This window comes from Winogradskyella sp. J14-2, assembly GCF_001971725.1.
Classification (GTDB): domain Bacteria; phylum Bacteroidota; class Bacteroidia; order Flavobacteriales; family Flavobacteriaceae; genus Winogradskyella.
In genome coordinates this window covers 1,944,907-1,968,392 of sequence record NZ_CP019388.1, presented here as the reverse complement: position 1 = coordinate 1,968,392, position 23,486 = coordinate 1,944,907, and the positions used below count along the sequence as shown (strand labels likewise).

Below are 23,486 nucleotides of genomic sequence, written 5' to 3'. Positions count from 1 at the left end.
CTCCAAAATTTTATACTTGGTAAAAATAGGTGACATAGAGTTAGGTGAGTTTCCATTGCTATTAGCACCAATGGAAGATGTGAGTGACCCTCCATTTAGAGCATTGTGTAAAGAACAAGGAGCAGACGTAGTATATACAGAGTTTGTATCAAGTGAAGGTCTTATTCGTAATGCGGCTAAAAGTGTTATGAAATTAGACATCTATGAGAAAGAGCGTCCTGTTGGTATCCAAATTTTTGGTGCTAACATGGAAAGCATGCTACAGACCATAGATATTGTTGAGAAATCTAACCCAGATATAATAGATATCAATTTTGGCTGTCCTGTAAAAAAGGTGGTTTCTAAAGGAGCAGGTGCTGGAATTCTTAAAGACATCTGTCTTATGGAGCAGCTTACTGCCGAAATGGTGAAGCGCACCAATTTACCGGTTACTGTAAAAACTAGGTTAGGGTGGGATCACGATTCAATAAAAATTGTCGAAGTAGCAGAAAGACTGCAAGATGTTGGCTGTAAGGCTATAGCCATTCATGGTCGTACAAGAGCGCAAATGTATAAAGGTAATGCAGATTGGAAACCAATTGCTGAGGTAAAGAACAATCCAAGAATGCATATTCCTGTGTTTGGAAATGGTGATGTAAACACACCGGAGCGCGCTGTAGAAATGCGAGATGAATATGGTTTGGATGGAGCTATGATCGGTAGAGCAACGATAGGTAATCCTTGGTTTTTTAAGCAAGTAAAACATTATTTTAAAACAGGTAAGCATTTAGCACCTATTTCTATGCGAGAACGTGTTGAAGCGGCACGTCGTCACTTGCAAATGTCCATAGACTGGAAGGGAGAAAAACTAGGTGTTTTTGAAACCCGAAGACACTATACTAACTACTTTAAAGGTATTCCAAACTTTAAGGAATATCGCATGAAAATGGTAACCAGTGATGATTCTAAAGATGTCTTTAATGCCTTTGATGAAGTCTTAGATAAGTTTGGAGATTTTCAATTTGCTTAAGCCTGTATTAAGGTCTTAGTTATTCTTTGAGAAGCTAGTCGAGACGCTATGATACCTAATCCAAAAATGGTAATCAAAACCAAAAAGACATTAAACATTTTTAATCTAACAGGATAAGGTAAATCTGGTGCTAGCATAATGAGCTCAAATTGCTGCTGAAAAAATACGATTAGCAAACCAATTACTATACCCACAATACCACTAATGATGGTCATGAGGCTGCCTTGCCAAAAGAAGATAGATTTTATTGTTTTGGGTTCTGTACCTAAGTTAAAAAGTGTATTTAAAGACTTCTTTTTGTCTAAAATCATCATAATTATTGCACCGATTACATTGAATAAAGCAATAATAATAACTAAGGTGAAAATGAGATAGATGGCGAGGTTTTCGGTATTCAACATTTTAAACAAAGCATCATTTAACTGCTCTCTGTTTTTTATGATAAATCTATTTTTAAAGTTAGCATCTATAGCGTTTCTAATGTCTTCTTCATTTGCTTTAGGATGTGTTTTCAATTCTAAAGCACTTATCTGATTGTCTTTATAGTTTAATAATTGTTTGGCTAGAGAGATATCAGAAAAAATATATTTATCGTTTAATTCCTCATTAATATCAAACAAACCAACATTATTAACGTAAACAGCATTGTAAGCTCCCTTAATAGAACTAATCTGTCCTTTTCCGGGCTTAGGAACGTATAAGGATAAGGCGGTTCTAAAATCTAATATTCCGAATGAGAGGTTATGAGAAATGCCCCAACCAGAAACCACTTCGTTACTGTTTGGCGCAAGCCAGTACCCTTTGCTAACCATGGAGTCAATTTGCGTTACATTTAAGTAGTTTGGGTCCACGCCTTTAAGCGAAGCGAGCAAATTTTTGTTTTCAGATTTTATTATAATGCGTTCCTCTATCACTTCAGAAAAAGAAACAATACCTTTTATATTACTCAGCTTAATTTTGTCTTCATCAGTAAGTATAAAAGATTTTCCTTCACTAGGAAGTAATTTTAAATCAGGATCTACAAAAGATGAAAACTGGAGACTATAATCTTTTAAACCCGCAAATACAGATAGAACAATAAACAGCGCAGCAGAGGCAATAATAACTCCGCCAGAGGCAATAAGTGTCATTATATTTATAGCATTACTACTGCTTTTAGAAAACAGGTAGCGTTTTGCTATATATAACGGAAAATTCACTTAAGATTTTTTACGCTTGTCTAATAAGTCTGTGTTATCTAGCGGATTGTCCTCACCTTTTAGAGAACGTTCTATACCATCAATATATTCTAGAGAATCATCAATAAAAAACTCTAATTGAGGCATACGTCTTAATTGGTGACGTGTTCTTTGTGATAATTCATGCCTAATTAAAGGTGTATTAGACCTAATACCTTCTAATAGTGATTTAGCCTCTTTATTAGGAAAAATACTTAAATAGACCTTGGCAATAGATAGATCTACCGTAACATTAACCTTAGAAACAGAAATAATAACACCTTGTAGCCCTCCAGTAGATGCAGCACGTTGTAACACTTCTGCTAAATCCTGTTGTAAAATACCTGCTATTTTCTTTTGTCTATTACTTTCCATACCGCAAAAGTAGATGATATTTAAAGATTATGGTATTTTTATAGAATAAAAATCATAATTTAAAAGGATAGAATTTTATTTCTTAGACAGAAATTATAATCCAATATTAATTAAGATGAAAAAAATTGAACATATAGGTATTGCGGTAAAAGATATCGAAAAATCAAATGAACTATTTAAAGCATTATTTGATAAATCGCATTATAAGATTGAAGAGGTAGAAAGCGAAGGCGTAAAAACATCCTTTTTTAAATGTGGACCTAATAAAATTGAATTATTGCAAGCCACAAATGAAAATAGCCCAATAGCTAAATTTATAGAAAAAAAAGGCGAGGGAATTCATCATATCGCTTTTGCCGTAGATAATATCGAAGAAGAGATTAATCGATTGACAGAAGAAGGGTTTGAAATGATCCATAAAGTTCCCAAGAAAGGCGCAGATAACAAAATCATAGCTTTTTTACATCCAAAATCTACAAATAGCGTATTAATAGAATTATGCCAAGACATTAGCGATTAAAATTCTTGTAGAGTTTTAAAATATATAGTAATATTGCAAACTCTTTAGAAATAAAGAGATTGGTAATAACCAATAGGTCCTATAACTCAGTTGGTTAGAGTATCTGACTCATAATCAGAAAGTCCCTGGTTCGAGCCCAGGTGGGACCACAAAAAGCCCTTCTACATCAGAAGGGCTTTTATATTTTATGGATATTTATCTTGATTTTCGTTGGCTTAGTATTTCTGCGATTAAGAATTAATATTATATTTGCGTTAAATGTTTATAAAATTTGTGCGTATCTTCCCTAATTTTAGCATAATTTAAGCATTTCGTCGATAATATTTGCCGTTCAAAGACGTTTTTTAATTGAAATAATTTTGTTAGATTGGTTTTTTTCATACATTTACGCACCCTTAATTGATAATATGAAGAATAATAAGGCATTTATCCTAATCTTATTTTTATCCACGGGTCTTGCCGCTGTGGCTCAGGGCGCTACACCACCTCCACCTATGCCACCTCCACCGCCAGGTCTTCCTATAGATAGTGGATTGATGATTCTTTTTACCGTAGCTTTTAGTTTTGGGGTCTTCAAGGCTTATAAAATCGCTAAAGACAACAGTTTAACTTCTTAAATCGTTTAGACGTTTAACATACTTACCAATAACGTCAAACTCTAGATTTACAACATCACCTGTATTCAATGTTTTAAATGTGGTATGCTCGTAGGTGTATGGAATAATCGCTACAGAAAATTCATTTATCTTAGAGTTAACAACAGTAAGGCTTACGCCATTTACAGTAATAGAACCTTTTTCAATCGTTATATTGTTATACGACCTATCGTAGCGAAATGTAAAAACCCAACTGCCATTTTCTTCAATTACTGAAATACATTCAGCAGTCTGGTCAACGTGCCCTTGTACAATGTGCCCATCTAGCCTGTCTCCTAGTCGCATGGCACGTTCTATGTTTACAATATCGCCAATTTTTAATTTCCCTAGGTTTGTTTTATCTAAAGTCTCTTTTATTGCCGTAACTATGTAATTATCAACACCGATAGAGACCACTGTTAAGCAAACGCCGTTATGAGCAACACTTTGATCTATCTTAAGCTCTGGTGTTAAAGAAGTTTGTACTGTTATATGAAGGTTTTCGCCCTCAGCATAGAGTTTTTTTATAATTCCTAAGTCTTCAATTATACCTGTAAACATTAGTATACGCTTTATTTAGTTAAATTTGCACTTGCAAAGTTAAGTACACAAATTAACACTGCTGTATGTTTTAATAAAAAAATAGGATAACGTCGTATGAAGAAAGAAGAAAAAGTAGTTGTAGGTATTTCTGTTGGAGATCTTAACGGAATAGGTCCAGAAATTATCATTAAAGCCTATGAAGACAATAGATCTCTAGAGTTGAGTACACCTGTAATATTTGCATCTGGAAAAACCATGCAGTTTTTTAAAACACATTTTAACAGTAAAATAAACTTTTTTAACATCGATAACGCCGAAAAATTGGTTCACGGAAAGGTCAATGTCGTTAATGTGTGGAAAGAACCAGTCAAAATTGAGTTTGGAAAGGAAAATAAAAAAATAGGTGAATACGCTATAAAATCTTTAGAAGCCGCAACCAACGCGCTAAAAAGTGGAACCATAGATGTATTGGTTACAGCTCCAATTAATAAACACAATATACAATCAGATAAATTTAAGTTTCCTGGGCATACCGACTATTTGGCAAAGGCCTTTGGTGGTAAAAGTTTAATGTTTATGGTAGCAGGTAATTTGCGTGTTGGACTACTCACGGACCATGTGCCTCTAAAAGACGCAGCAGACCACATCACAGCAGACCTAATAAGAGAAAAAATTACCACAGTTACAACATCTCTGAAACAAGATTTTGGTATCAATAAACCAAGAGTTGCCGTATTGGCTATAAATCCTCACGCAGGAGATAATGGTATTATAGGTAAAGAAGACGATACTGTATTAAGACCAACTTTAGAAAAGATAAGAGAAGAAGGAACACTTGTATATGGACCATATTCAGCAGATAGTTTTTTTGGTTCAAATAATTACAAGAATTTTGATGCGATTATAGCATCATATCATGATCAAGGTTTAATTCCGTTTAAAACCATTGCGTTTGGTGGTGGAGTAAATTATACCGCAGGGCTAAGTAAGGTAAGAACATCGCCAGACCACGGAACCGCCTATGAAATAGCTGGAAAAGGGAAAGCAGACGAAAACTCCTTTGTTCAGGCCATTCATACCGCCATTAACATTTTTAAGAAGAGAAAAGAACACAGTATTTACTCAAAAAACCCGCTCAAGAAAACCTCAAAATAGATATTAACAAAATTTGTTGATATCTAAGCTTTAAATAACTAAAAATTTATATATTTGCAGGCTCAAAATGAGTGTGATAATGAAGGCATTAAAACAGTATACAATCCAATTCGTTGGGTTAAAAGAAGGCGAGCACAGTTTTGATTACACAATAAGTAATACGTTCTTTAAGAATTTTGAATACGAAGAGTTTAATGAAGTTAATGTTGAAATTGATTTAAAACTCATTAAAAAATCAACATTATTAGAGTTGTATTTTGACGCAACTGGTTTTGTAAACGTAAATTGTGATCTTACAAACGAGCCTTACAATCAAAAGATTGAAGATAAATTTAAACTTGTTGTTAAGTTTGGCTCTGAATATAACGATGATAACGAAGATATCTTGATTATACCACATGGTGAGTACGAGATTAATGTAGCTCAGTATATTTATGAGCTTGTTGTTTTAGCGGTACCGGTAAAGCGAGTACATCCTGGCATACAAGATGGAACATTAAAGTCTGAAATACTTTCAAAATTAGAAGAATTGAGCCCAAAAGAGGGTGTAGAAAATAATACATCTGAGGATATAGACCCTCGTTGGAATAATTTAAAAAAACTATTAACGGATAAATAACATTTAAAATGGCACATCCAAAACGTAAAATATCTAAAACAAGAAGAGATAAAAGAAGAACACATTACAAAGCTTCTGTACCTCAAATAGCGACTTGCCCAACAACTGGTGAGCCACACTTATATCACAGAGCACATTGGCATGAAGGTAAATTATATTATAGAGGGCAGGTATTAATTGACAACTCTGTAGAAGAAGAAAATGTAGCATAAGTGTTATGCACGCATATAATAAAACGCTCACTCGTGGGCGTTTTTTTTATTTAAATTTTCTGAATAACTGAAAAACCACTTTATTTGCATTATTGTTTGCCAAAAAATGCTAAAAACGGAATAAAACAGTTAATTTTCGTCATTTTTCAATACTTTTAATAACCTAAAAGCTAATAATGAGTAACATCACAGCGGCAATAACAGCTGTAGGAGCATATCTGCCAGAGTACGTGCTTTCTAATAAGATTTTAGAAACCATGGTAGATACCAACGACGAATGGATTACAACGCGTACAGGTATTAAAGAACGCAGAATCCTTAAAGAAGAAGGTAAGGGAACATCATTTTTAGCGATTAAAGCAGCTAAAGATTTAATTCAAAAAAAAGAATTAGATCCCAAAGAAATTGATTTGGTTATCGTTTCTACAGCGACACCAGACATGAAAGCCGCTTCAACAGCAGCCTATACCGCAACTCAAATAGGTGCTTTAAATGCGTTTTCTTACGATTTAGAAGCAGCGTGTTCTAGTTTTCTTTTTGGTATGTCAACAGCCGCTGCCTATATTGAATCGGGCAGATATAAGAAAGTATTACTTATAGGAGCAGACAAAAATTCCTCTTTTATCAATTATAAAGACAGAGCAACTTGTATAATTTTTGGTGATGGTGCAGGAGCTGTGTTATTTGAACCCAATGAAGAAGGGCTAGGATTGCAAGATGAATTACTTAGAAGCAACGGTGAAGGTAGAGCGTTTTTACAAGCTACCTATGGAGGCTCTTCTTATCCAATAACACAAGAAGCATTCGATCAAGGAAAACATTATGTTTTTCAGGACGGAAGAACTGTGTTTAAAAATGCTGTTTTTAATATGGCAGATGTAGCCGAGCGCATTTTAGAACGAAACAACCTTACAAACAACGATATTTCTTGGTTAGTAGCACATCAGGCAAACAAAAGAATCATTGATGCCACAGCACAGCGTATTAACCTAGAAGAAGAAAAAGTAATGATGAATATTGAGCGTTATGGTAACACAACCTCCGCAACTTTACCATTACTACTTAACGACTACGAGTCTAAGCTTAAAAAAGGAGATAACTTGATATTTGCAGCCTTTGGAGGCGGATTTACTTGGGGATCGATTTATTACAAATGGGCTTATAACCCCAACTAAAAACTTACTAACAAAAACTATCTAAATATTATGGATTTAAAAGAAATTCAGAACTTAATAAAATTTGTAGCCAAATCTGGCGCAAGTGAGGTTAAGCTAGAAATGGATGATGTTAAAATAACAATTAGAACAGGTTCGGACAACGAAACAACGATTGTTCAACAAGTACCTGTTCAAGCTGCGGCACCTGTTGTTCAACAACAAGCACCAGCACCAGTGCAAGCTACTCCAGATGCACCAGCCGCATCGGCACCAGCAAACGATGATTCAAAATATATTACAGTGAAATCTCCAATCATAGGGACATTTTACCGTAAACCAGCACCAGACAAACCCGTTTTTGTAGAAGTTGGAACGGACATTAAAGAAGGAGACGTTTTATGTGTCATCGAAGCTATGAAACTGTTCAATGAGATAGAGTCCGAAGTGTCAGGTAAGATTGTTAAAGTCTTAGTAGACGATTCATCTCCCGTAGAGTTTGATCAACCATTATTTTTGGTAGATCCATCATAACAATTGAAAATTCCAATCCACTAATCCCAAACCAAATTATTTGGAATTTGGTGCTTGGAAGTTGAATTTTTAAACCAAAAGTTATGTTCAAAAAGATACTTATTGCAAACAGAGGTGAGATAGCACTCCGTGTTATTAGAACCTGTAAAGAAATGGGAGTTAAAACCGTTGCGGTTTATTCTACAGCAGATGCGGACAGTCTCCATGTTAAATTTGCAGACGAGGCTGTATGTATAGGTCCAGCGCCCAGTAGTGAATCATATTTAAAAATTTCAAATATAATAGCAGCTGCAGAGATAACCAATGCAGATGCCATTCACCCAGGGTACGGTTTCTTGTCCGAAAACGCCAAGTTTTCAAAGATATGTGAAGAACACGGTATAAAGTTTATTGGGGCATCTGAAGAAATGATTGCTAAAATGGGCGATAAGGCCACAGCTAAAGCAACAATGAAAGCAGCTGGTGTACCATGTGTTCCAGGTAGTGAAGGTATTATTGCAGACTATGAAGAATGTGAGAAACTAGCTGAAGAAGTTGGCTATCCTGTAATGCTAAAAGCAACAGCAGGTGGTGGAGGTAAAGGTATGCGTGCTGTTTGGAAAAAAGAGAACCTTAAAGCAGCTTGGGATTCTGCAAGACAAGAATCTAAAGCAGCATTTGGAAACGATGATATGTATATGGAAAAACTTATAGAAGAGCCTAGACATATCGAAATTCAGATTGTAGGTGATTCTAGGGGTAAAGCGTGTCACTTATCAGAACGAGATTGCTCAGTTCAAAGAAGGCATCAAAAATTAACAGAGGAGGTACCTTCCCCATTTATGACTGATGAGCTTAGAGACAAAATGGGTAAAGCTGCAGTAAAAGCTGCCGAGTTTATTAATTATGAAGGTGCAGGTACAGTGGAGTTTCTTGTAGATAAGCATAGAAATTTCTACTTTATGGAAATGAATACACGTATTCAGGTAGAGCACCCAATTACAGAGCAAGTAATAGATTTTGATTTAATTAGAGAGCAAATTCTTGTTGCTGCTGGTGTACCTATTTCTGGCAAAAACTATACGCCAAATTTACACTCTATTGAATGTAGAATTAATGCAGAAGATCCTTTTAACGACTTTAGACCTTCACCAGGAAAAATCACCACGCTTCATGCTCCAGGTGGGCATGGTGTAAGATTAGACACGCATGTTTACGCTGGTTATAGCATACCACCAAATTACGATTCAATGATTGCTAAATTAATCACTACAGCTCAGACCAGAGAAGAAGCAATAAATAAAATGAAACGTGCACTCGATGAATTTGTAATAGAAGGTATTAAAACCACGATTCCTTTCCATAGACAATTAATGGAGCATCCAGATTATTTAGCAGGAAATTATACTACTAAATTCATGGAGGACTTTAAAATTAAAGCACAAGAAGATTAATGAAAAGCGACCAAAGAGGTCGCTTTTTTTAATACCCAGAACCTCTATAAGGTGTTTAATGTATTTTGAAAATTTACATTTAGTTTACGAATACCTTAAAGAAAATCGCTTTTTATTGTAAAGTTTTTAGATAACCAATACCTTTGATTATAAAATTAAAACTGCTCTACAATGAAAAAGAATTACCCAAAATCCCTTTTAAGCATTTTGTTGACATTATTTTTTGTGTCTATAGTAAGTGCACAAGAAAACGAAAATGTATGGTCAATTTATAAAGGTAAAATTGAAAATGAAGAAATAATATTTTATAAACCTAAACCAAAATATTCTATTCTAATAGGTCTTAATATTGAGGCTCTAAAGCAAAAATTAATCAATGCACCTCAGCGTCAATCATCAACCAAAAATCAAGGCATAGTATTACAATTTCCAAATCACAAAGGGGAGCCAGAGTCTTACCTAGTACAAGAGGCTTCTGTAATGGAGCATAATCTACAATCGCAGTTCCCTGAAATAAGATCTTTTGTTGGAAAAGGAATAGACAATCCGGCAGCTGTAATGAGATTTAGTATATCGCCACAAAAGGGCTTTAGTGGTATGATACTATCACAAAGAAAAACTGTTTTTATAGAACCTTATACACAAGATTTAAAAACATACATAACTTTTATAAATTCTATTGAGGATGGCCCACGAAGTAATTTTGTTTGCGAAACAGAGTATGATCCAGCAGATTTTAGAATTTCTGATAAAGACTTAGTAAGACTTAAAAATGCTAATGACGGCACATTAAGAACATATCGCCTTGCTTTGGCATGTACGGGCGAATACGCCCAGTTTCACGGTGGCACTGTGGCAGATGCTCTGGCAGCCATGAACACAACAATGAGTAGGGTAAATGGTGTTTACGAAAGGGATTTAGGCCTTACAATGGTTATTATCGCAAACAATACAGATATCATCTTTCTTAATAGTGCTACAGATCCGTATACTAATAATAACGGTGTAACGATGCTTGGTGAGAACCAAACAACTTGCGATAATGTCATTGGGCCAGCTAACTATGATATAGGGCATGTTTTTAGTACAGGTGGAGGAGGTATAGCTCAGCTACGCTCACCTTGTACGGCAAATAAAGCCAGAGGTGTAACCGGTTTACCTGCACCTGTTGGAGATGCATTTGATGTAGATTATGTAGCCCATGAAATAGGTCATCAATTTGGCGGTAATCATACTCAAAATAATAACTGCCAACGTTCTAGTGTGTCTGTAGAGCCAGGAAGCGCTTCTACTATCATGGGATACGCAGGTATATGCGCACCAAATATTCAAAATAATAGTGATGATTATTTTCATGGCGAAAATATAAAAGAAATGTGGGCCAATATATCAGCAGGACCCAGTAGTACTTGCTTTGCTAGTAGTTCTACTAATAATGTGGCACCTATAGCCAATGCTGGTCCAGATTATACTATCCCTATATCTACAGCGTTTGTTCTTAGAGGCTCTGCAACTGATGTAGATACAGCATCTGGTCTAACCTATTGTTGGGAGCAAACTGATGCAACTCCAGCTACTATGCCTCCGCAACCTACAAATTCTGGTGGACCTTTATTTAGGTCTTTAGACCCATCTACATCTCCAGATCGATACATGCCTACTTTAAATACAGTATTATCTGGCTCTTTATCTTCTACTTGGGAAGTTTTACCATCAGTTGGAAGAACCATGAATTTTTCTCTCACGGTAAGAGATAATGAAGCAGGTGGTGCAGCAACAGATTCTGATGAGATGATAGTAACTGTTCAAATTTTTTCAACACCTTTTACTGTAAACAATATTTCATCTTGGCCAGCAGCTTCAACTCAAGACGTCAGTTGGGTGGTTGGTCAGTCAAGCTCACTGCCAATTAACTGCCAAGCAGTAAATATTTTATTGACTACCAATGGTGGGCTATCGTTTACAACATTAGCCTCAAGCGTACCTAACACGGGCACTGCCACCATTACAGTACCTAATATTGCTAACACATCTAACGCAAGGGTTCTTGTTGAAGCAGCAGATAATATCTTTTATGCAGTTTCAAACACATTTTCTATTACCGATCCGTTATCGGTAAATGAATTTGAATTAGAGAATCTAAGTATTTATCCAAATCCAAACAATGGAGAATTTAATGTAGAGTTTAACCCAAAATCTGGAGAGGATATTGCATTAGAAGTTTATGATGTTAGAGGAAGAAAAATTTATTCGAATTTATTTAATAATGCAAGTAGATTTGAAGAAGTTATTAGGCTTAATAACGCACAATCTGGTGTTTATTTATTAAGTATTTCAGACGGACCTCAAAAGGCCATTAAAAAAATAGTTATAGAGTAAATGATTAATAATTAACAAAAAAGCTCCTAAATTTAGGAGCTTTTTTTATACTATGAATTTATCGTATTGGGAAATAAAAACGTGGTTATCTAATGTAGACTTCACAGTTATTGGTAGCGGAATTGTTGGACTTAGTTGTGCAATACGACTAAAAGAGCAACACCCAAATTCTAGAGTGTTGATTCTTGAAAAAGGAATGCTACCACAAGGAGCCAGTACTAAAAATGCAGGTTTTGCTTGTTTTGGAAGCCTTAGTGAAATAATGGATGATCTAAAAAGTCATTCAGAAGATGAGGTGGTTGATCTCATTAAAAAACGAATTAACGGCTTACAATTACTTCGTGAAACATTGGGAGATCATACCATAGACTATAAAGAATTAGGTGGTTATGAATTATTTTTAGATTCTGATAATGAACTCTACAGTAGCTGCTTAAACAATCAAGAAAAGGTAAATAAGCTACTTTATCCCATCTTTAACACTAATGTGTTTTCATTTGTTGATAACCATTTCAAATTTAAAAACATTAAGAAAAAAGTAAGTTTTAATAAGTTTGAAGGTCAGATAGATACTGGTAAAATGATGGATGCACTTTTAAGAAAAGCCATAAGCTCAGGAGTAAAAATTTTAAATAATTGCCAAGTTAAAGCTATTGAAGATTATAATGACGTAGTACATATTAGGACCTTAAATTTTGACTTAAAATCTAATAAGGTACTAATTGCAACCAATGGCTTTGCATCACAATTAATAAAGCAACCTGTTAAACCAGCTAGAGCCCAGGTTTTAGTTACAAAACCAATAGATAATCTTCAAATCAAAGGAACGTTTCATTTAGATAAAGGCTATTATTATTTTAGAAATATAGATAACAGAATCCTATTTGGTGGTGGACGAAATCTCGATTTTAAAGCTGAAGAAACTTCAGAATTTGGTGAAACCACAATCATTCAAGATAAATTAGAAGAATTATTAAAAACCACAATAATACCTAACATTGATTTTGAGATTGACCATCGCTGGTCTGGCATTATGGGTGTTGGGCAACAAAAAAAATCTATTGTAAAGCAATTAAGTAATAACGTCTATTGTGGTGTACGTTTAGGAGGCATGGGAGTCGCTATTGGAAGCATAGTTGGCAGAGACTTAGCAGACTTATTAGAATGAGCCTTAAGCAAAACCTATATTGTAAATGTGAAGAACTATTAAACCAACGTTTAAAAGTTATTCAAAAGACCATTACGGATATTCAAAACAGTCTTTTATCTGAAACCAAAAGTAGTGCTGGTGATAAGCACGAAACAGGAAGAGCGATGCTTCAATTGGAGCGAGAAAAAGCAGGACAGCAATTAGCTGATATCCAAAAGCAATTCAAATTACTACATAAAATCAATCCTGAAATAGAGACTACTATTGTAACTCTTGGGAGTATTGTTTTTACCTCACAAGCAAATTATTTTATGGCTGTTAGCGTAGGAGAATTAAAGACTAATAGTCAACAGTTTTATGCTATTTCGCCAGCAACTCCAATGGGTAAATTACTCGTGGCTAAAAGCAAGGGAGACGCAATTCAATTTAGAAATCAAGAAATTTCAATTTTAGAGGTGCTCTAGAAAAACGTTAAATGGTTTTAAGTTGTTTTAATTGTGCAGTAACTTAACAAAGAAATTTTTCTATCTATGCAACGCTTTATAACGCTCTTCTTTATTTGTTTATATTTTATTGGATATACCCAAGAGTCAAGTATTGATTTTGTTATTAAAAATGTAGGCGTCAATGTAGATGGCCATTTTAACACGTTTGCAATCCAGGCCAATATTTCTAAGGAAGGAAGATTAGAGCGTATTACAAGTACCATTGAGGTTAAATCCATTGAAACAGGTATTGATAGTAGAGATGAACATATTCTAAAAGAAGATTATTTTGATGCAGAAAAACATAAATCCATTGCCTTAAAAAGCACCAAAATCAATAAACTAGACACAGGTTCTTTTGAGGTTGTTGCCAATCTTACTATCAAAGGAAAAACAAAAACGATTAGCATACCTGTTATGCTTCAAAAGATAAAGGGTTACTATAAAATCACTGCCAATTTTGAAATTAACCGAAAGGATTTTGGTGTTGGTGGCGGCAGTTTTGTGTTGGGAAAAACAGTAAAAATAACCGTCGTTCATTATCAAGACCTGTAGAAGACAATGCAACAATTTGATGTTATTATTGTAGGTGGTGGATTAGCAGGATTAGCAAGTGCAATTCATTTATCACAAGCTAAATTTAAAGTACTACTTATCGAAAAAAACGCTTACCCCAAACATAAAGTTTGTGGTGAATATATTTCAAATGAAGTCTTGCCATATTTAAATGCTTTGGGTTTCAATCCGTACGATTTTGGTGCAAAACGCATTTCTAAGTTCGAGTTAACCACGCATAACAACAAGAAAATAGAAGCAAAATTACCTTTAGGTGGTTTTGGGATGAGTCGTTATGAAATGGATTATCAGCTGTATCAATTAGCACTTAAAGATGGAGCTTTGGTGCTTCAAGATCTTGTTGTTGATGTAATCTTTAATGCCAATGCGTTTATAGTAGAGACAAAATCTAACCAAATTCTTAGGTCTAAAATTGTCATCGGAGCTTTTGGTAAACGCTCTAATTTAGATGTGCAGTTTCAACGCGATTTTATTAAAAAAAAGTCACCTTATCTGGGTGTGAAAATACATGTATCTGGCAAATTCCCAAACGACAAGGTTGCCCTTCATAATTTTAAAGGTGGTTATTGCGGAGTGTCTAAGGTTGAAAACAATCACATCAATTTATGTTATATTACAAATTTTGAAGCCTTTAAAAAGCATAAGGATATTAAAGCCTTTCAAGAGGATGTTCTTTTTAAAAACTCGGAGTTAAAAGCCGTATTTAAAAATTCTAAACCAGAGTTTGAAAAGCCATTAACCATAAGTCAGATTTCTTTTAAAACTAAAAGTCCGGTCGAAAACCACATTTTAATGTGTGGCGATACCGCAGGTATGATTCATCCATTGTGCGGCAACGGAATGGCAATGGCAATAAGAAGTGCACAATTAGCATCAGATTTGATTATTGCGTATCTTCAAAAAAAAATCACAACACGTTTAGAGCTAGAAAAAGAGTACAGCAAGCGTTGGCAAAGTACCTTTAGTTTGCGGCTTAAAGCGGGACATACCATTGCTCATTTATTTAGGCAAGATTGGTTAGCACCAAAATTATTGATGCTATTAAGGTGGTTTCCGTTTCTAATACCACAGATAATTAAAATGACACATGGTAAACCAATGCAAGTAAAATGAGTTTATTTATAGATACCACACATAGAAGTAAGGATACCGAACTCATGGATGATTTTACCATGAAGGGCGAGTTGTTGCGCGATACACTAGATAAACTCGGAAAAATCAACAAGTGGCTTGGTGGCAATCGTATTACATTAAAAGGTATAAAGCAATTATTAGAAGGGCAACCCAAAGACAAAACATATACCATTATTGATTTAGGATGTGGTCATGGAGATATTCTTAGGTTGATTGCCAACTTCGGAAGACAAAACAACTATCAGTTTAAACTCATAGGCATAGATGCTAATCAAGATGCTATAGATTATGCCAACCAGTTATCATTAGATTATGATGAATTGACATTTAACAATGTGGATATATTTTCTGATGAATTTAAACGCTTAAAATACGATATTGCGCTTTCTACATTGTTTTTACATCATTTTGATGAAGAAGAAATTCGTTTGCTATTACAAACAATAGCGACCAACGCTAATTTAGGCATTGTAATCAACGACTTACATCGCAATAAATTGGCTTATGGCTTGTTTAAATTATTAGGATTAGCGATTTCAAATCCTATGATTGTTAAAGATGGATTAACCTCAATTTTAAGAGCTTTTAAAAGAGAAGAATTAAAACAACTATCAAAAGAATTAAATCTCAAATCAGAAATTCGTTGGAAATGGGCTTTTCGTTACCAATGGCTAATAAAAACCTAAATGGCTGTAAAAATTACATCAGTTGCAAAGCAACTGCCAAAATACACAAGAGAGACCAAGGACATTTTACCTTATGTCGAGTTATGGCTAGAAGGTCAAGAAGAACGTTTTAAGCGTAAAGTTCTTAAAATATTTGAAAATGCAGCTGTAGATAAACGGTATTCTATAATGGATGCAGAAGAAGTATTTCTTAAAACATCGTTTGAAGAAAAAAATGAAATTTACATTACAGCATCTATTGAATTAGCACAGAAAAGTTTACTAAAGGCCTTAAATAAAGTCAATTTAGAACCTACCGACATCGATTATATAATCACTGTGAGTTGCACAGGCATTATGATTCCATCTTTAGATGCGTATTTAATAAATCGCCTAAAAATGAAACAAGATGTAGTACGATTGCCAGTTACAGAAATGGGTTGTGCAGCAGGTGTTTCGGGTATTTTATACGCAAAGAATTTTTTGAAAGCGAACCCAAACAAGCGCGCTGTAGTTATTGCGGTAGAATCGCCAACAGCAACGTTTCAACTCAATGACTATTCAATGGTTAATGTTGTGAGTGCGGCCATTTTTGGTGATGGTTGCGCAAGCGTAATTATGTCGTCCTATGAGGACGAGGTTGGTCCAGAAATTAAGGATGAAGCCATGTATCATTTTTATAATGCAGACCACATGATGGGTTTTAAATTACGCAACACAGGTTTGCAAATGGTATTAGACCAATCTGTACCTCAGACCATTGCAGATCATTTCCCAAAAATTATTCATCCATTTTTAGCAAAAAACGGATTAAAAATTGAGGATATAGACCATTTGGTATTTCATCCAGGTGGCAAAAAAATAGTACAAACTGTTGAAGATTTATTTGGTGCCTTAGGAAAAAACATAGACGACACAAAAGAAGTTTTGCGACGCTATGGCAATATGAGCAGTGCCACAGTAATGTATGTTTTAGAACGCTTTATGGATAGAAACCTACCGAAAGGTGATAAAGGTATAATGCTGAGTTTTGGACCTGGGTTTTCAGCACAGCGCATTTTATTAGAGTGGTGACAAAATTTATTTTGTCAGGCTGAACATGTTTCAGTATCTCATAAATACATATAAAAATGAAAGAATTTCAAGATAAAAACGAATGGGCTTTAATTCTCGGCGGAAGCTCTGGTCTGGGATTAGCCACAGCGAAAAAGCTGGCTAAACACGGCATGAATATTTGTGTTGTTCATCGTAACTCAAAAATGCAAGAGGAAGCTATTAATGCTGAATTTGAATCTATCAAAAAGGAGAATATTAAGTTTAAATCTTTTAATCGTGATGCATTTAAACCCGAAAAAAGAGAAACTACAATAGAAGAATTGAAATCAATACTAGGCCTTAATAGTAAAATTAAAGTTTTAGTACATAGTGTTGCAAAAGGGAATTTAAAGCCCATGGTATCTCAAGAAAACCCTGTTCTTAAAAACGACGATTTTGCCTTAACGATTAATGCTATGGCTATAAGTTTATACGATTGGACTAAAGCCTTATTTGAGGCAAAACTATTTGCAAAAGACACACGTATTTTGAGTTTTACAAGTGAAGGTAATACCAAAGCCTGGCAAAATTATGCAGCAGTATCGGCCGCAAAAGTTGCCTTAGAGGCTATTACAAGAAATATTGCCTTAGAGTTTGCTCCCTTTGGTATAAAAGCAAATTGTATTCAGGCTGGTGTAACCGATACAGCATCATTACGTATGATTCCAGATAGTGAAAAAATAATAGAACATACATTAAAACGTAACCCAAATAAGCGACTTACCTCGCCTAACGATGCGGCTAACGCTGTTTACTTATTGAGTAAGGACGAAGCATCCTGGATCACAGGTGCAGTAATTCCCGTAGATGGAGGTGAACATTTAAGGTAGTATGAAAGTATCAGAAATCATAACACTGTTACCTTATCAAAAACCATTTTTATTTGTAGACGGTATTGATACAGTTACTGAAGATAGCATTTTAGGCCACTATACATTTAAAGACGATGAGTCATTTTATGAAGGCCATTTTAAGGATAACCCTATAACACCAGGAGTCATTCTTACAGAGTGCATGGCTCAGATTGGTTTGGTCTGTTTAGGTATTTATTTGCTAAAAGAGGACTTACAGAATAGTCAAAAGCCTCAAGTAGCATTAACATCGCACCAGATGGATTTTTATTTGCCGGTTTTACCAGGAGAAAAGGTTATTGTTCATTCAGAAAAAGAAGTGTTCCGTTTTAATAAATTAAAATGCCGAGTAAAAATGCTAAATGAAACAGGCAAATTAATAGCAAGAGGCGTAATATCTGGAATGTTGAAAGCATGAAAAAAAGAGTCGTCATAACAGGTTTAGGAGTTGTTGCACCAAATGGCGTAGGTGTTTCTAAGTTTACTGAAGCATTAAAAAATGGTAAATCAGGAATTACTTTTCATCAAGAATTGAAAGACTTAAATTTTTCATGTCAGATTGGTGGGATTCCTGAGATTTCAGAGGAATTAAAATTAAAATATTTTACAGAATTACAGTTACGCAGCTTTAATAGTTCAGGTATTTTATATGGCTGTATTGCTGGTATAGATGCTTGGAAAGATGCAGGCTTTGAAATGCATCCAGAAAGTGAAATAGATTATGAAACAGGTTTAATATTTGGAACAGGCACTTCGGGTGTAGACAAATTTAGAGAGGCAATTTACAAGCTCGATGAAGGTAATGTAAGACGACTAGGAAGTTCAGTTGTTTTACAAACCATGGCAAGTGGAGTCAGTGCTTTTTTAAGCGGTATGTTAGGACTAGGAAATCAAGTCACCACAAACTCTTCAGCATGCGCAACAGGTACAGAAGCTGTTTTAATGGGTTTTGAACGCATACAAAACGGTAGGGCTAAACGCATGTTGGTTGGCAGTTGTAGCGATCACGGACCCTACATTTGGGGAGGGTTTGATGCTATGCGTGTAATGACCTATAAGCACAATGATTTTCCGGAAAAAGGATCAAGACCAATGAGTGCCTCAGCATCTGGTTTTGTACCTGGCAGTGGTGCAGGTGCTATAGTTTTAGAATCGCTAGAAAGTGCCTTAGAACGTGGTGCCACTATTTATGCCGAGGTTATGGGTGGAGAGGTTAATTCAGGCGGACAGCGTCAAGGAGGCACTTTAACCGCACCTAATCCTGAGGCTGTTCAGCGCTGCATTAAAACCGCAGTACTAAATTCTGGTATAGATGCCGCAGACATCGATGTCATTAATGGGCATCTAACGGCGACATCTAAAGATGGTTTAGAAATTAAAAATTGGACCAAAGCCTTAAACAGAAAAGGTGATGCATTTCCTTTTATCAACTCTACAAAATCTATGGTTGGACATTGTTTAGCCGCTGCAGGCGCCATTGAATGTGTAGCAAGTATTATTCAGCTACAAAATCAATTTATAGCTCCAAACATTAACTGTGAAGATTTGCTTTCAGAAATAGAAAAGTTAGTAAAACCACAATGCATTGTTCAACAAAAACTCGACTTTAATTTTAATGTTATAGCTAAGGCCAGTTTTGGTTTTGGTGATGTTAATACTTGTGTTTTATTTAAGAGATTTATAGCGTAACTTTGCTGTAAAGAAACGCTATGAAAAACGATGAGTTAATTGCCAAATTAAAGGCCATTGTGGCACCTTATATTCAAGATGAAGAGGCCTTCAAAAATTTAACTGAAGAGACTGACTTTGTTAAGGATTTAAAAATCAACTCTGCCAATCTTGTGGACATCATCTTAGATATAGAAGATGAGTTTGATATTCGTTTAGAAAATGAGGATATGGAACAAATGTTAGATGTAAAATCTGCAATGGCCATTGTAAATACTAAACTTAAAGCTTAGTGGTCGGTAACGACATCATTGATTTAAAGGAAGCCAAACAAGCTTCAAATTGGCAACGCCCACGATTTTTAGATAAACTTTTTACACTACAAGAACAGCAATTAATTTATAAGTCAACAAATCAATTTCTAATGGTGTGGCAGCTTTGGAGCATGAAAGAGGCGGCATATAAATTGTACACACAATTACACCCAAGCCGTTTTTATAAACCAAAACATTTTGAATGTAAGATTGATAAGCTTAGAGGTGCAGTGATTTTTCAAGATTTTAAGTGTTATGTTGAAACTAAAGTGACGTCCCACTATATTATGTCAGAAGCGCGTTTAAATGAACATAAGTTAACGTCTCATGTTGTAAAGTTTGATTTTAAAAACTCAAGAATACAGAGTAAAGTGTTGAAAACTTCACTTTTGAGATTAATAGAAAAAAGATTTCAAACTGAGGGTGAATTAGCACAAGTTGTAACAGATGAATTTGGAGTGCCAAGAGTTAAATTCGGATTAAAAGAAATTAATGTTAGCCTAACGCATCATGGAAATTATGGTGCATTTGCAGTTATTTAGTATGAATAGATTAAAAAGTATAATACAATCCATTATAAAATTCAGAATTGTAATTATTGCTATTCTTGTTGTGTTAATGGCGTTATCAGGCCATCAAACACTCAATAAACTCAGTGTAGATAACTCTTTATCGATATGGTTTTTAGAAGACGATCCCAGTTATAAAGCGTATATAGACTTTCAGGAAAATTTTGGGTCTGACGAAATTTTTATTGCCATGTTGCCTGTTGAAAATGCTATTGGACAAGCAGAAATAAGTCAATTAAAGAATTTGCATGCGTCTGTTGATTCTCTTCATTATGTAAAGACCACCTTTAGTATCGCAAAAGCTAAGTACCCAATTTATGCTAATGACAAGATACTATTTGATGATTTGTACAATCCCAGGCGTAGTGAAAAAGGTTTAAAAAGCTTGTTTTCTAAATTACCAAATATCACGTCTCAATTAGTAACAAAGGATTATAAGCACCAGTTCTTTTACATACAGATGAAGCCTACACCAACCATCGAAGAACAAAGGCAGGATATTGCAGTAGAGATTAGAAATGTAATTGATAAATCGTATTCAAATTATTATTTAACTGGCCCACCAGTCTTAAACGAAGCCTACAGCAAGGGTATTTATAAAGAGAGTTTAACTTTTGGAATTTTAACGGTTCTGGTTATCACGGTCTTACTTTTATTTTTATTACCAAGTAAGCGTTATCTCTATATTGCATTGTTGTCCGTAGCGATTCCTGTTAGTTTATTATTTGGGCTTATTACCTCATTAGGTTTTGCTTTAAATATGATTTCCATGTTAATACCTACAATCCTCATGGTTTATAGCGTTAGTGATGCGGTACACATTATTAATATTTATCATAAAGAAGGCCTTAATAATAAAACCTTAAGTAAAGTAGATTTATTGACACTTGCTATTAGAAAAAGTCTCACACCTTGTTTTTATACAACGCTAACCACTTTTGTTGGCTATTTTGCGCTGTTTTTGTCCCCTTTACCTGCCTTTAAAAATATGGGTGTTTTTACCTGTATTGGACTTGTATTGAGTTTTATTTTAGTCTATGTAATTACCATTATAGGGTTCAGTTTTATGAATTTAAATTTTGTAAAGGTTAAACCTTTATTAAGCCTAAAGCAATTCTCACAAGACAAGTTTATTACATGGCTTAATGGCTTTACATCTCAATATAAAGCGAGTATCATTACCGTATTTACGCTAATTTTATTATTTGGTATGTATTCTATCTTTAAAGTGGATATAGACACAAATTCTAGAGATCTACTTGCGGAAGGACAAGCTAAACAAGATTTAAGAACAGTTGAGGTAGAACTTGGAGGTAGTAACAGACTACAGCTAAATATTTCTACAACAAATGGAGCTATTATTTTAAGTAAGGATGCCATTGAAAAGTTAGAAACATTTCAGAATAAACTTGAAGATAATCCTTTAATTTCTTCACCAGTTTCGGTCATTACAATCAAGTCTTTCTTAGAGAAGCGCACTCCGGTTTTATTTCAATCTAATGTATCTGAAGATAAATTGAAAAGCACACTATCAGAAGTTGATGCTAACGAGAATAGTTTTTTTAAATTGTTTTCAGAAGATCTCACTACCGCAGGCTTTACCTTAACTTTAATGGAAATGCGTACCTCTGAACTAGAACAAGTGTTAGATGATATAAAGCGTGATTTTGAAACCACTTTTAATACGAAGGATTATAATCTAAGAATTAACGGGTTTGCTGTGGTTTTTGCACAATTAAACAACTTTATCCTAGAAACACAGTTTAAATCCTTTTTTGCTGCATTTTTTGTGGCGTTTTTATGCCTCTGGATTTTTATAAGAAGTTTAAGAACTACACTACTGGTATTAATTCCTAACATCTTACCGTTGGCGATATTGGCGATATTTATGAGTCTGTTACATATTCCCTTAGATGTCACTACAGCCATGATTACACCAATTATGTTGGGAATTGCTATGGATGATACCATACACCTAGTTTACAAGTACAGAAAAAGTAAAACCATTGTTGGCCCTCCTGAATTACGAATGAACAATGCCATACGCTATACAGGCGGAGCTTTATTTTCCACAACCATCGCCTTGGTTGGTGGTTTTTTAATTATTGCCTCTAGTGCAACACCATCCGTTAAAGATTTTGGGTTGCTGTGTGCCGTGACAGTAGCCATCGCATTGATTACGGATATCTTTTATTTACCGGCTTTATTGAAGAAGTTTGATAGATAGTTAATCATTGACCTTGAAGTTAATGGTAGTGTCTTTAGTTAATTCTTTGTTATGCTTAATAAAAATGGTTTGAGAATCATGTGCTGCTTCAATTAGCCAAGAATTACCATTAAAATACGCGCGCTTTACAATTGCTTTTAAGTTAGACGCTTTAACGATTTTAAGCTGATGGGCATAAACAATTCCGAAGGGCTCAATAACGTTGAATTCACAAAAAAAAGAGGCAATTAGAGGTAGCTTAGGATTGTTGTATAAATTTTGAGGAGTATCTATAATAAGTATTTTAGAGTTGTGTAGCACTAACATGTTATCTGCAAATCCGAGTACATCATTTTTGTCGTGGGTAGCTACTAGACAAGTAATATTGTGGTCTTTAAGGTACTTAAAAACATTACGTCTTAAGGATTGTTTTTTAAAATTGTCAATATGACTAAAAGGTTCATCTAATAAAATGATTTCGGGCTGTTTTGCCAAAGCCTTTGCCAGTGCTACGCGTTGCTTTTGTCCGCCAGAGAGTGTTTTTACCTTTACATTTGCAAATGCCTCTAACTCTACAACTTTTAAAAGTGCGTTAACGCGTTTTTCCTTTTCTTTTGGGTAAAAACGAGATAGGTGTTTACCAATATTATTTTTAACAGAAGTATACGGCATTAAATCAAACTCTTGAGTAACGTACTTCATAAAATCATAGCCTATCACCAAATTATATTTTGGACCAAGAATTTCAGTATTTTTCCATAAAATCTGTCCTTTATCTAAGTTATATTCCCCAAAAATAAGCTTAAGGAGTGTACTTTTGCCCGATCCGCTTTCTCCAATAATAGCGAGATTCTGCCCAGAATTAACAGAAAAATTTATATTCTTTAGGATTTGTTTTTTAGTATAACCGAAACTTAGATTTTTAACTTGAAGCATATAGCAAAAATACCATAAAAAAGCCGCTCGATATTCGAGCGGCTCCTAGTAT

General features: G+C 34.7%; 25 protein-coding genes and 1 tRNA gene. 22 read left to right on the top strand and 4 right to left on the bottom strand.

Annotation, left to right across the window (positions count from 1 at the left end):
• The first annotated feature begins 16 nt into the window (after positions 1-16).
• Positions 17-1,009 (top strand): tRNA dihydrouridine synthase DusB, encoded by a 993-nt coding sequence (gene dusB / locus BWZ20_RS08960; RefSeq protein WP_076619195.1) that lies wholly within the window; start codon positions 17-19, stop codon positions 1,007-1,009.
• Here the strand turns inward: dusB and BWZ20_RS08955 are convergent.
• Positions 1,006-2,208 (bottom strand): ABC transporter permease, encoded by a 1,203-nt coding sequence (locus tag BWZ20_RS08955; protein WP_076619193.1) that lies wholly within the window; start codon positions 2,206-2,208, stop codon positions 1,006-1,008. The two genes, dusB and BWZ20_RS08955, sit on opposite strands and share 4 nt — an antisense overlap.
• Entirely contained in the window at positions 2,209-2,601 is a 393-nt protein-coding gene (gene rbfA / locus BWZ20_RS08950; RefSeq protein WP_076619190.1) for a 30S ribosome-binding factor RbfA, read from the bottom strand.
• Between the two features lie 115 nt (positions 2,602-2,716).
• Between rbfA and mce the strand changes: the two genes are divergently transcribed.
• The gene (mce, locus tag BWZ20_RS08945) at positions 2,717-3,121 is read left to right on the top strand and encodes a methylmalonyl-CoA epimerase (protein ID WP_076619188.1); all 405 of its coding nucleotides are present in this window, start codon (positions 2,717-2,719) and stop codon (positions 3,119-3,121) included.
• 75 nt (positions 3,122-3,196) lie between these two features.
• A tRNA-Ile gene (locus tag BWZ20_RS08940) sits at positions 3,197-3,270 on the top strand.
• A 456-nt stretch (positions 3,271-3,726) separates the two neighbouring features.
• Here the strand turns inward: BWZ20_RS08940 and BWZ20_RS08930 are convergent.
• Positions 3,727-4,317 carry a riboflavin synthase gene (locus tag BWZ20_RS08930; RefSeq protein WP_076619186.1) on the bottom strand — a complete coding sequence of 197 codons (591 nt, stop codon included), beginning with the start codon at positions 4,315-4,317 and terminating at the stop codon, positions 3,727-3,729.
• 96 nt (positions 4,318-4,413) lie between these two features.
• Between BWZ20_RS08930 and pdxA the strand changes: the two genes are divergently transcribed.
• From pdxA to BWZ20_RS08835, 19 genes are all read left to right on the top strand, one after another.
• Entirely contained in the window at positions 4,414-5,454 is a 1,041-nt protein-coding gene (gene pdxA / locus BWZ20_RS08925; RefSeq protein WP_076619184.1) for a 4-hydroxythreonine-4-phosphate dehydrogenase PdxA, read from the top strand.
• A 79-nt stretch (positions 5,455-5,533) separates the two neighbouring features.
• Positions 5,534-6,073 carry a YceD family protein gene (locus tag BWZ20_RS08920; RefSeq protein WP_076619183.1) on the top strand — a complete coding sequence of 180 codons (540 nt, stop codon included), beginning with the start codon at positions 5,534-5,536 and terminating at the stop codon, positions 6,071-6,073.
• An 8-nt stretch (positions 6,074-6,081) separates the two neighbouring features.
• Positions 6,082-6,285 carry a 50S ribosomal protein L32 gene (rpmF, locus tag BWZ20_RS08915; RefSeq protein WP_076619181.1) on the top strand — a complete coding sequence of 68 codons (204 nt, stop codon included), beginning with the start codon at positions 6,082-6,084 and terminating at the stop codon, positions 6,283-6,285.
• 176 nt (positions 6,286-6,461) lie between these two features.
• Complete coding sequence (locus BWZ20_RS08910; RefSeq protein ID WP_076619179.1) at positions 6,462-7,460, top strand: beta-ketoacyl-ACP synthase III; 999 nt, start codon at positions 6,462-6,464, stop codon at positions 7,458-7,460.
• A 30-nt stretch (positions 7,461-7,490) separates the two neighbouring features.
• Complete coding sequence (gene accB / locus BWZ20_RS08905) at positions 7,491-7,973, top strand: acetyl-CoA carboxylase biotin carboxyl carrier protein (RefSeq protein ID WP_076619177.1); 483 nt, start codon at positions 7,491-7,493, stop codon at positions 7,971-7,973.
• Between the two features lie 83 nt (positions 7,974-8,056).
• Positions 8,057-9,406, top strand: a complete 1,350-nt coding sequence (accC, locus tag BWZ20_RS08900) for an acetyl-CoA carboxylase biotin carboxylase subunit (protein ID WP_076619174.1) — start codon at positions 8,057-8,059, stop codon at positions 9,404-9,406.
• Positions 9,407-9,577: 171 nt separating this feature from the next.
• Positions 9,578-11,785 (top strand): reprolysin-like metallopeptidase, encoded by a 2,208-nt coding sequence (locus BWZ20_RS08895; RefSeq protein ID WP_076619172.1) that lies wholly within the window; start codon positions 9,578-9,580, stop codon positions 11,783-11,785.
• Between the two features lie 52 nt (positions 11,786-11,837).
• The gene (locus BWZ20_RS08890) at positions 11,838-12,953 is read left to right on the top strand and encodes an NAD(P)/FAD-dependent oxidoreductase (protein ID WP_076619169.1); all 1,116 of its coding nucleotides are present in this window, start codon (positions 11,838-11,840) and stop codon (positions 12,951-12,953) included.
• Positions 12,950-13,399, top strand: coding sequence for a 3-oxoacyl-ACP synthase (locus tag BWZ20_RS08885; RefSeq protein ID WP_076619166.1), 450 nt, complete (start codon positions 12,950-12,952; stop codon positions 13,397-13,399). Before BWZ20_RS08890 ends, BWZ20_RS08885 begins: the two co-directional genes overlap by 4 nt.
• 66 nt (positions 13,400-13,465) lie before the next feature.
• Complete coding sequence (locus BWZ20_RS08880; RefSeq protein WP_076619164.1) at positions 13,466-13,975, top strand: YceI family protein; 510 nt, start codon at positions 13,466-13,468, stop codon at positions 13,973-13,975.
• A gap of 6 nt (positions 13,976-13,981) precedes the next feature.
• Positions 13,982-15,109, top strand: coding sequence for an NAD(P)/FAD-dependent oxidoreductase (locus tag BWZ20_RS08875; RefSeq protein ID WP_076619162.1), 1,128 nt, complete (start codon positions 13,982-13,984; stop codon positions 15,107-15,109).
• Positions 15,106-15,816 (top strand): methyltransferase domain-containing protein, encoded by a 711-nt coding sequence (locus tag BWZ20_RS08870; RefSeq protein WP_076619160.1) that lies wholly within the window; start codon positions 15,106-15,108, stop codon positions 15,814-15,816. The genes BWZ20_RS08875 and BWZ20_RS08870 overlap by 4 nt, the downstream gene beginning before the upstream one ends.
• Positions 15,817-16,869, top strand: coding sequence for a type III polyketide synthase (locus BWZ20_RS08865; RefSeq protein ID WP_076619159.1), 1,053 nt, complete (start codon positions 15,817-15,819; stop codon positions 16,867-16,869).
• Between the two features lie 56 nt (positions 16,870-16,925).
• The gene (locus BWZ20_RS08860; RefSeq protein WP_076619151.1) at positions 16,926-17,720 is read left to right on the top strand and encodes an enoyl-ACP reductase; all 795 of its coding nucleotides are present in this window, start codon (positions 16,926-16,928) and stop codon (positions 17,718-17,720) included.
• Position 17,721: 1 nt separating this feature from the next.
• A complete protein-coding gene (locus tag BWZ20_RS08855) occupies positions 17,722-18,159 on the top strand; it encodes a 3-hydroxyacyl-ACP dehydratase FabZ family protein (protein ID WP_076619149.1) in 438 nt (145 codons plus the stop codon).
• Positions 18,156-19,430, top strand: coding sequence for a beta-ketoacyl-[acyl-carrier-protein] synthase family protein (locus BWZ20_RS08850; RefSeq protein ID WP_076619147.1), 1,275 nt, complete (start codon positions 18,156-18,158; stop codon positions 19,428-19,430). Before BWZ20_RS08855 ends, BWZ20_RS08850 begins: the two co-directional genes overlap by 4 nt.
• A 20-nt stretch (positions 19,431-19,450) precedes the next feature.
• Positions 19,451-19,702 (top strand): acyl carrier protein, encoded by a 252-nt coding sequence (locus BWZ20_RS08845; RefSeq protein WP_076619146.1) that lies wholly within the window; start codon positions 19,451-19,453, stop codon positions 19,700-19,702.
• Positions 19,702-20,265 (top strand): 4'-phosphopantetheinyl transferase superfamily protein, encoded by a 564-nt coding sequence (locus BWZ20_RS08840; RefSeq protein ID WP_076619144.1) that lies wholly within the window; start codon positions 19,702-19,704, stop codon positions 20,263-20,265. Before BWZ20_RS08845 ends, BWZ20_RS08840 begins: the two co-directional genes overlap by 1 nt.
• A gap of 1 nt (position 20,266) precedes the next feature.
• The gene (locus BWZ20_RS08835) at positions 20,267-22,519 is read left to right on the top strand and encodes an efflux RND transporter permease subunit (protein WP_076619142.1); all 2,253 of its coding nucleotides are present in this window, start codon (positions 20,267-20,269) and stop codon (positions 22,517-22,519) included.
• On the opposite strand, the gene BWZ20_RS08830 is transcribed toward BWZ20_RS08835, so the two are convergent.
• Entirely contained in the window at positions 22,520-23,434 is a 915-nt protein-coding gene (locus BWZ20_RS08830; protein ID WP_076619141.1) for an ABC transporter ATP-binding protein, read from the bottom strand. It lies immediately after the preceding gene.
• Positions 23,435-23,486: the final 52 nt, after the last annotated feature.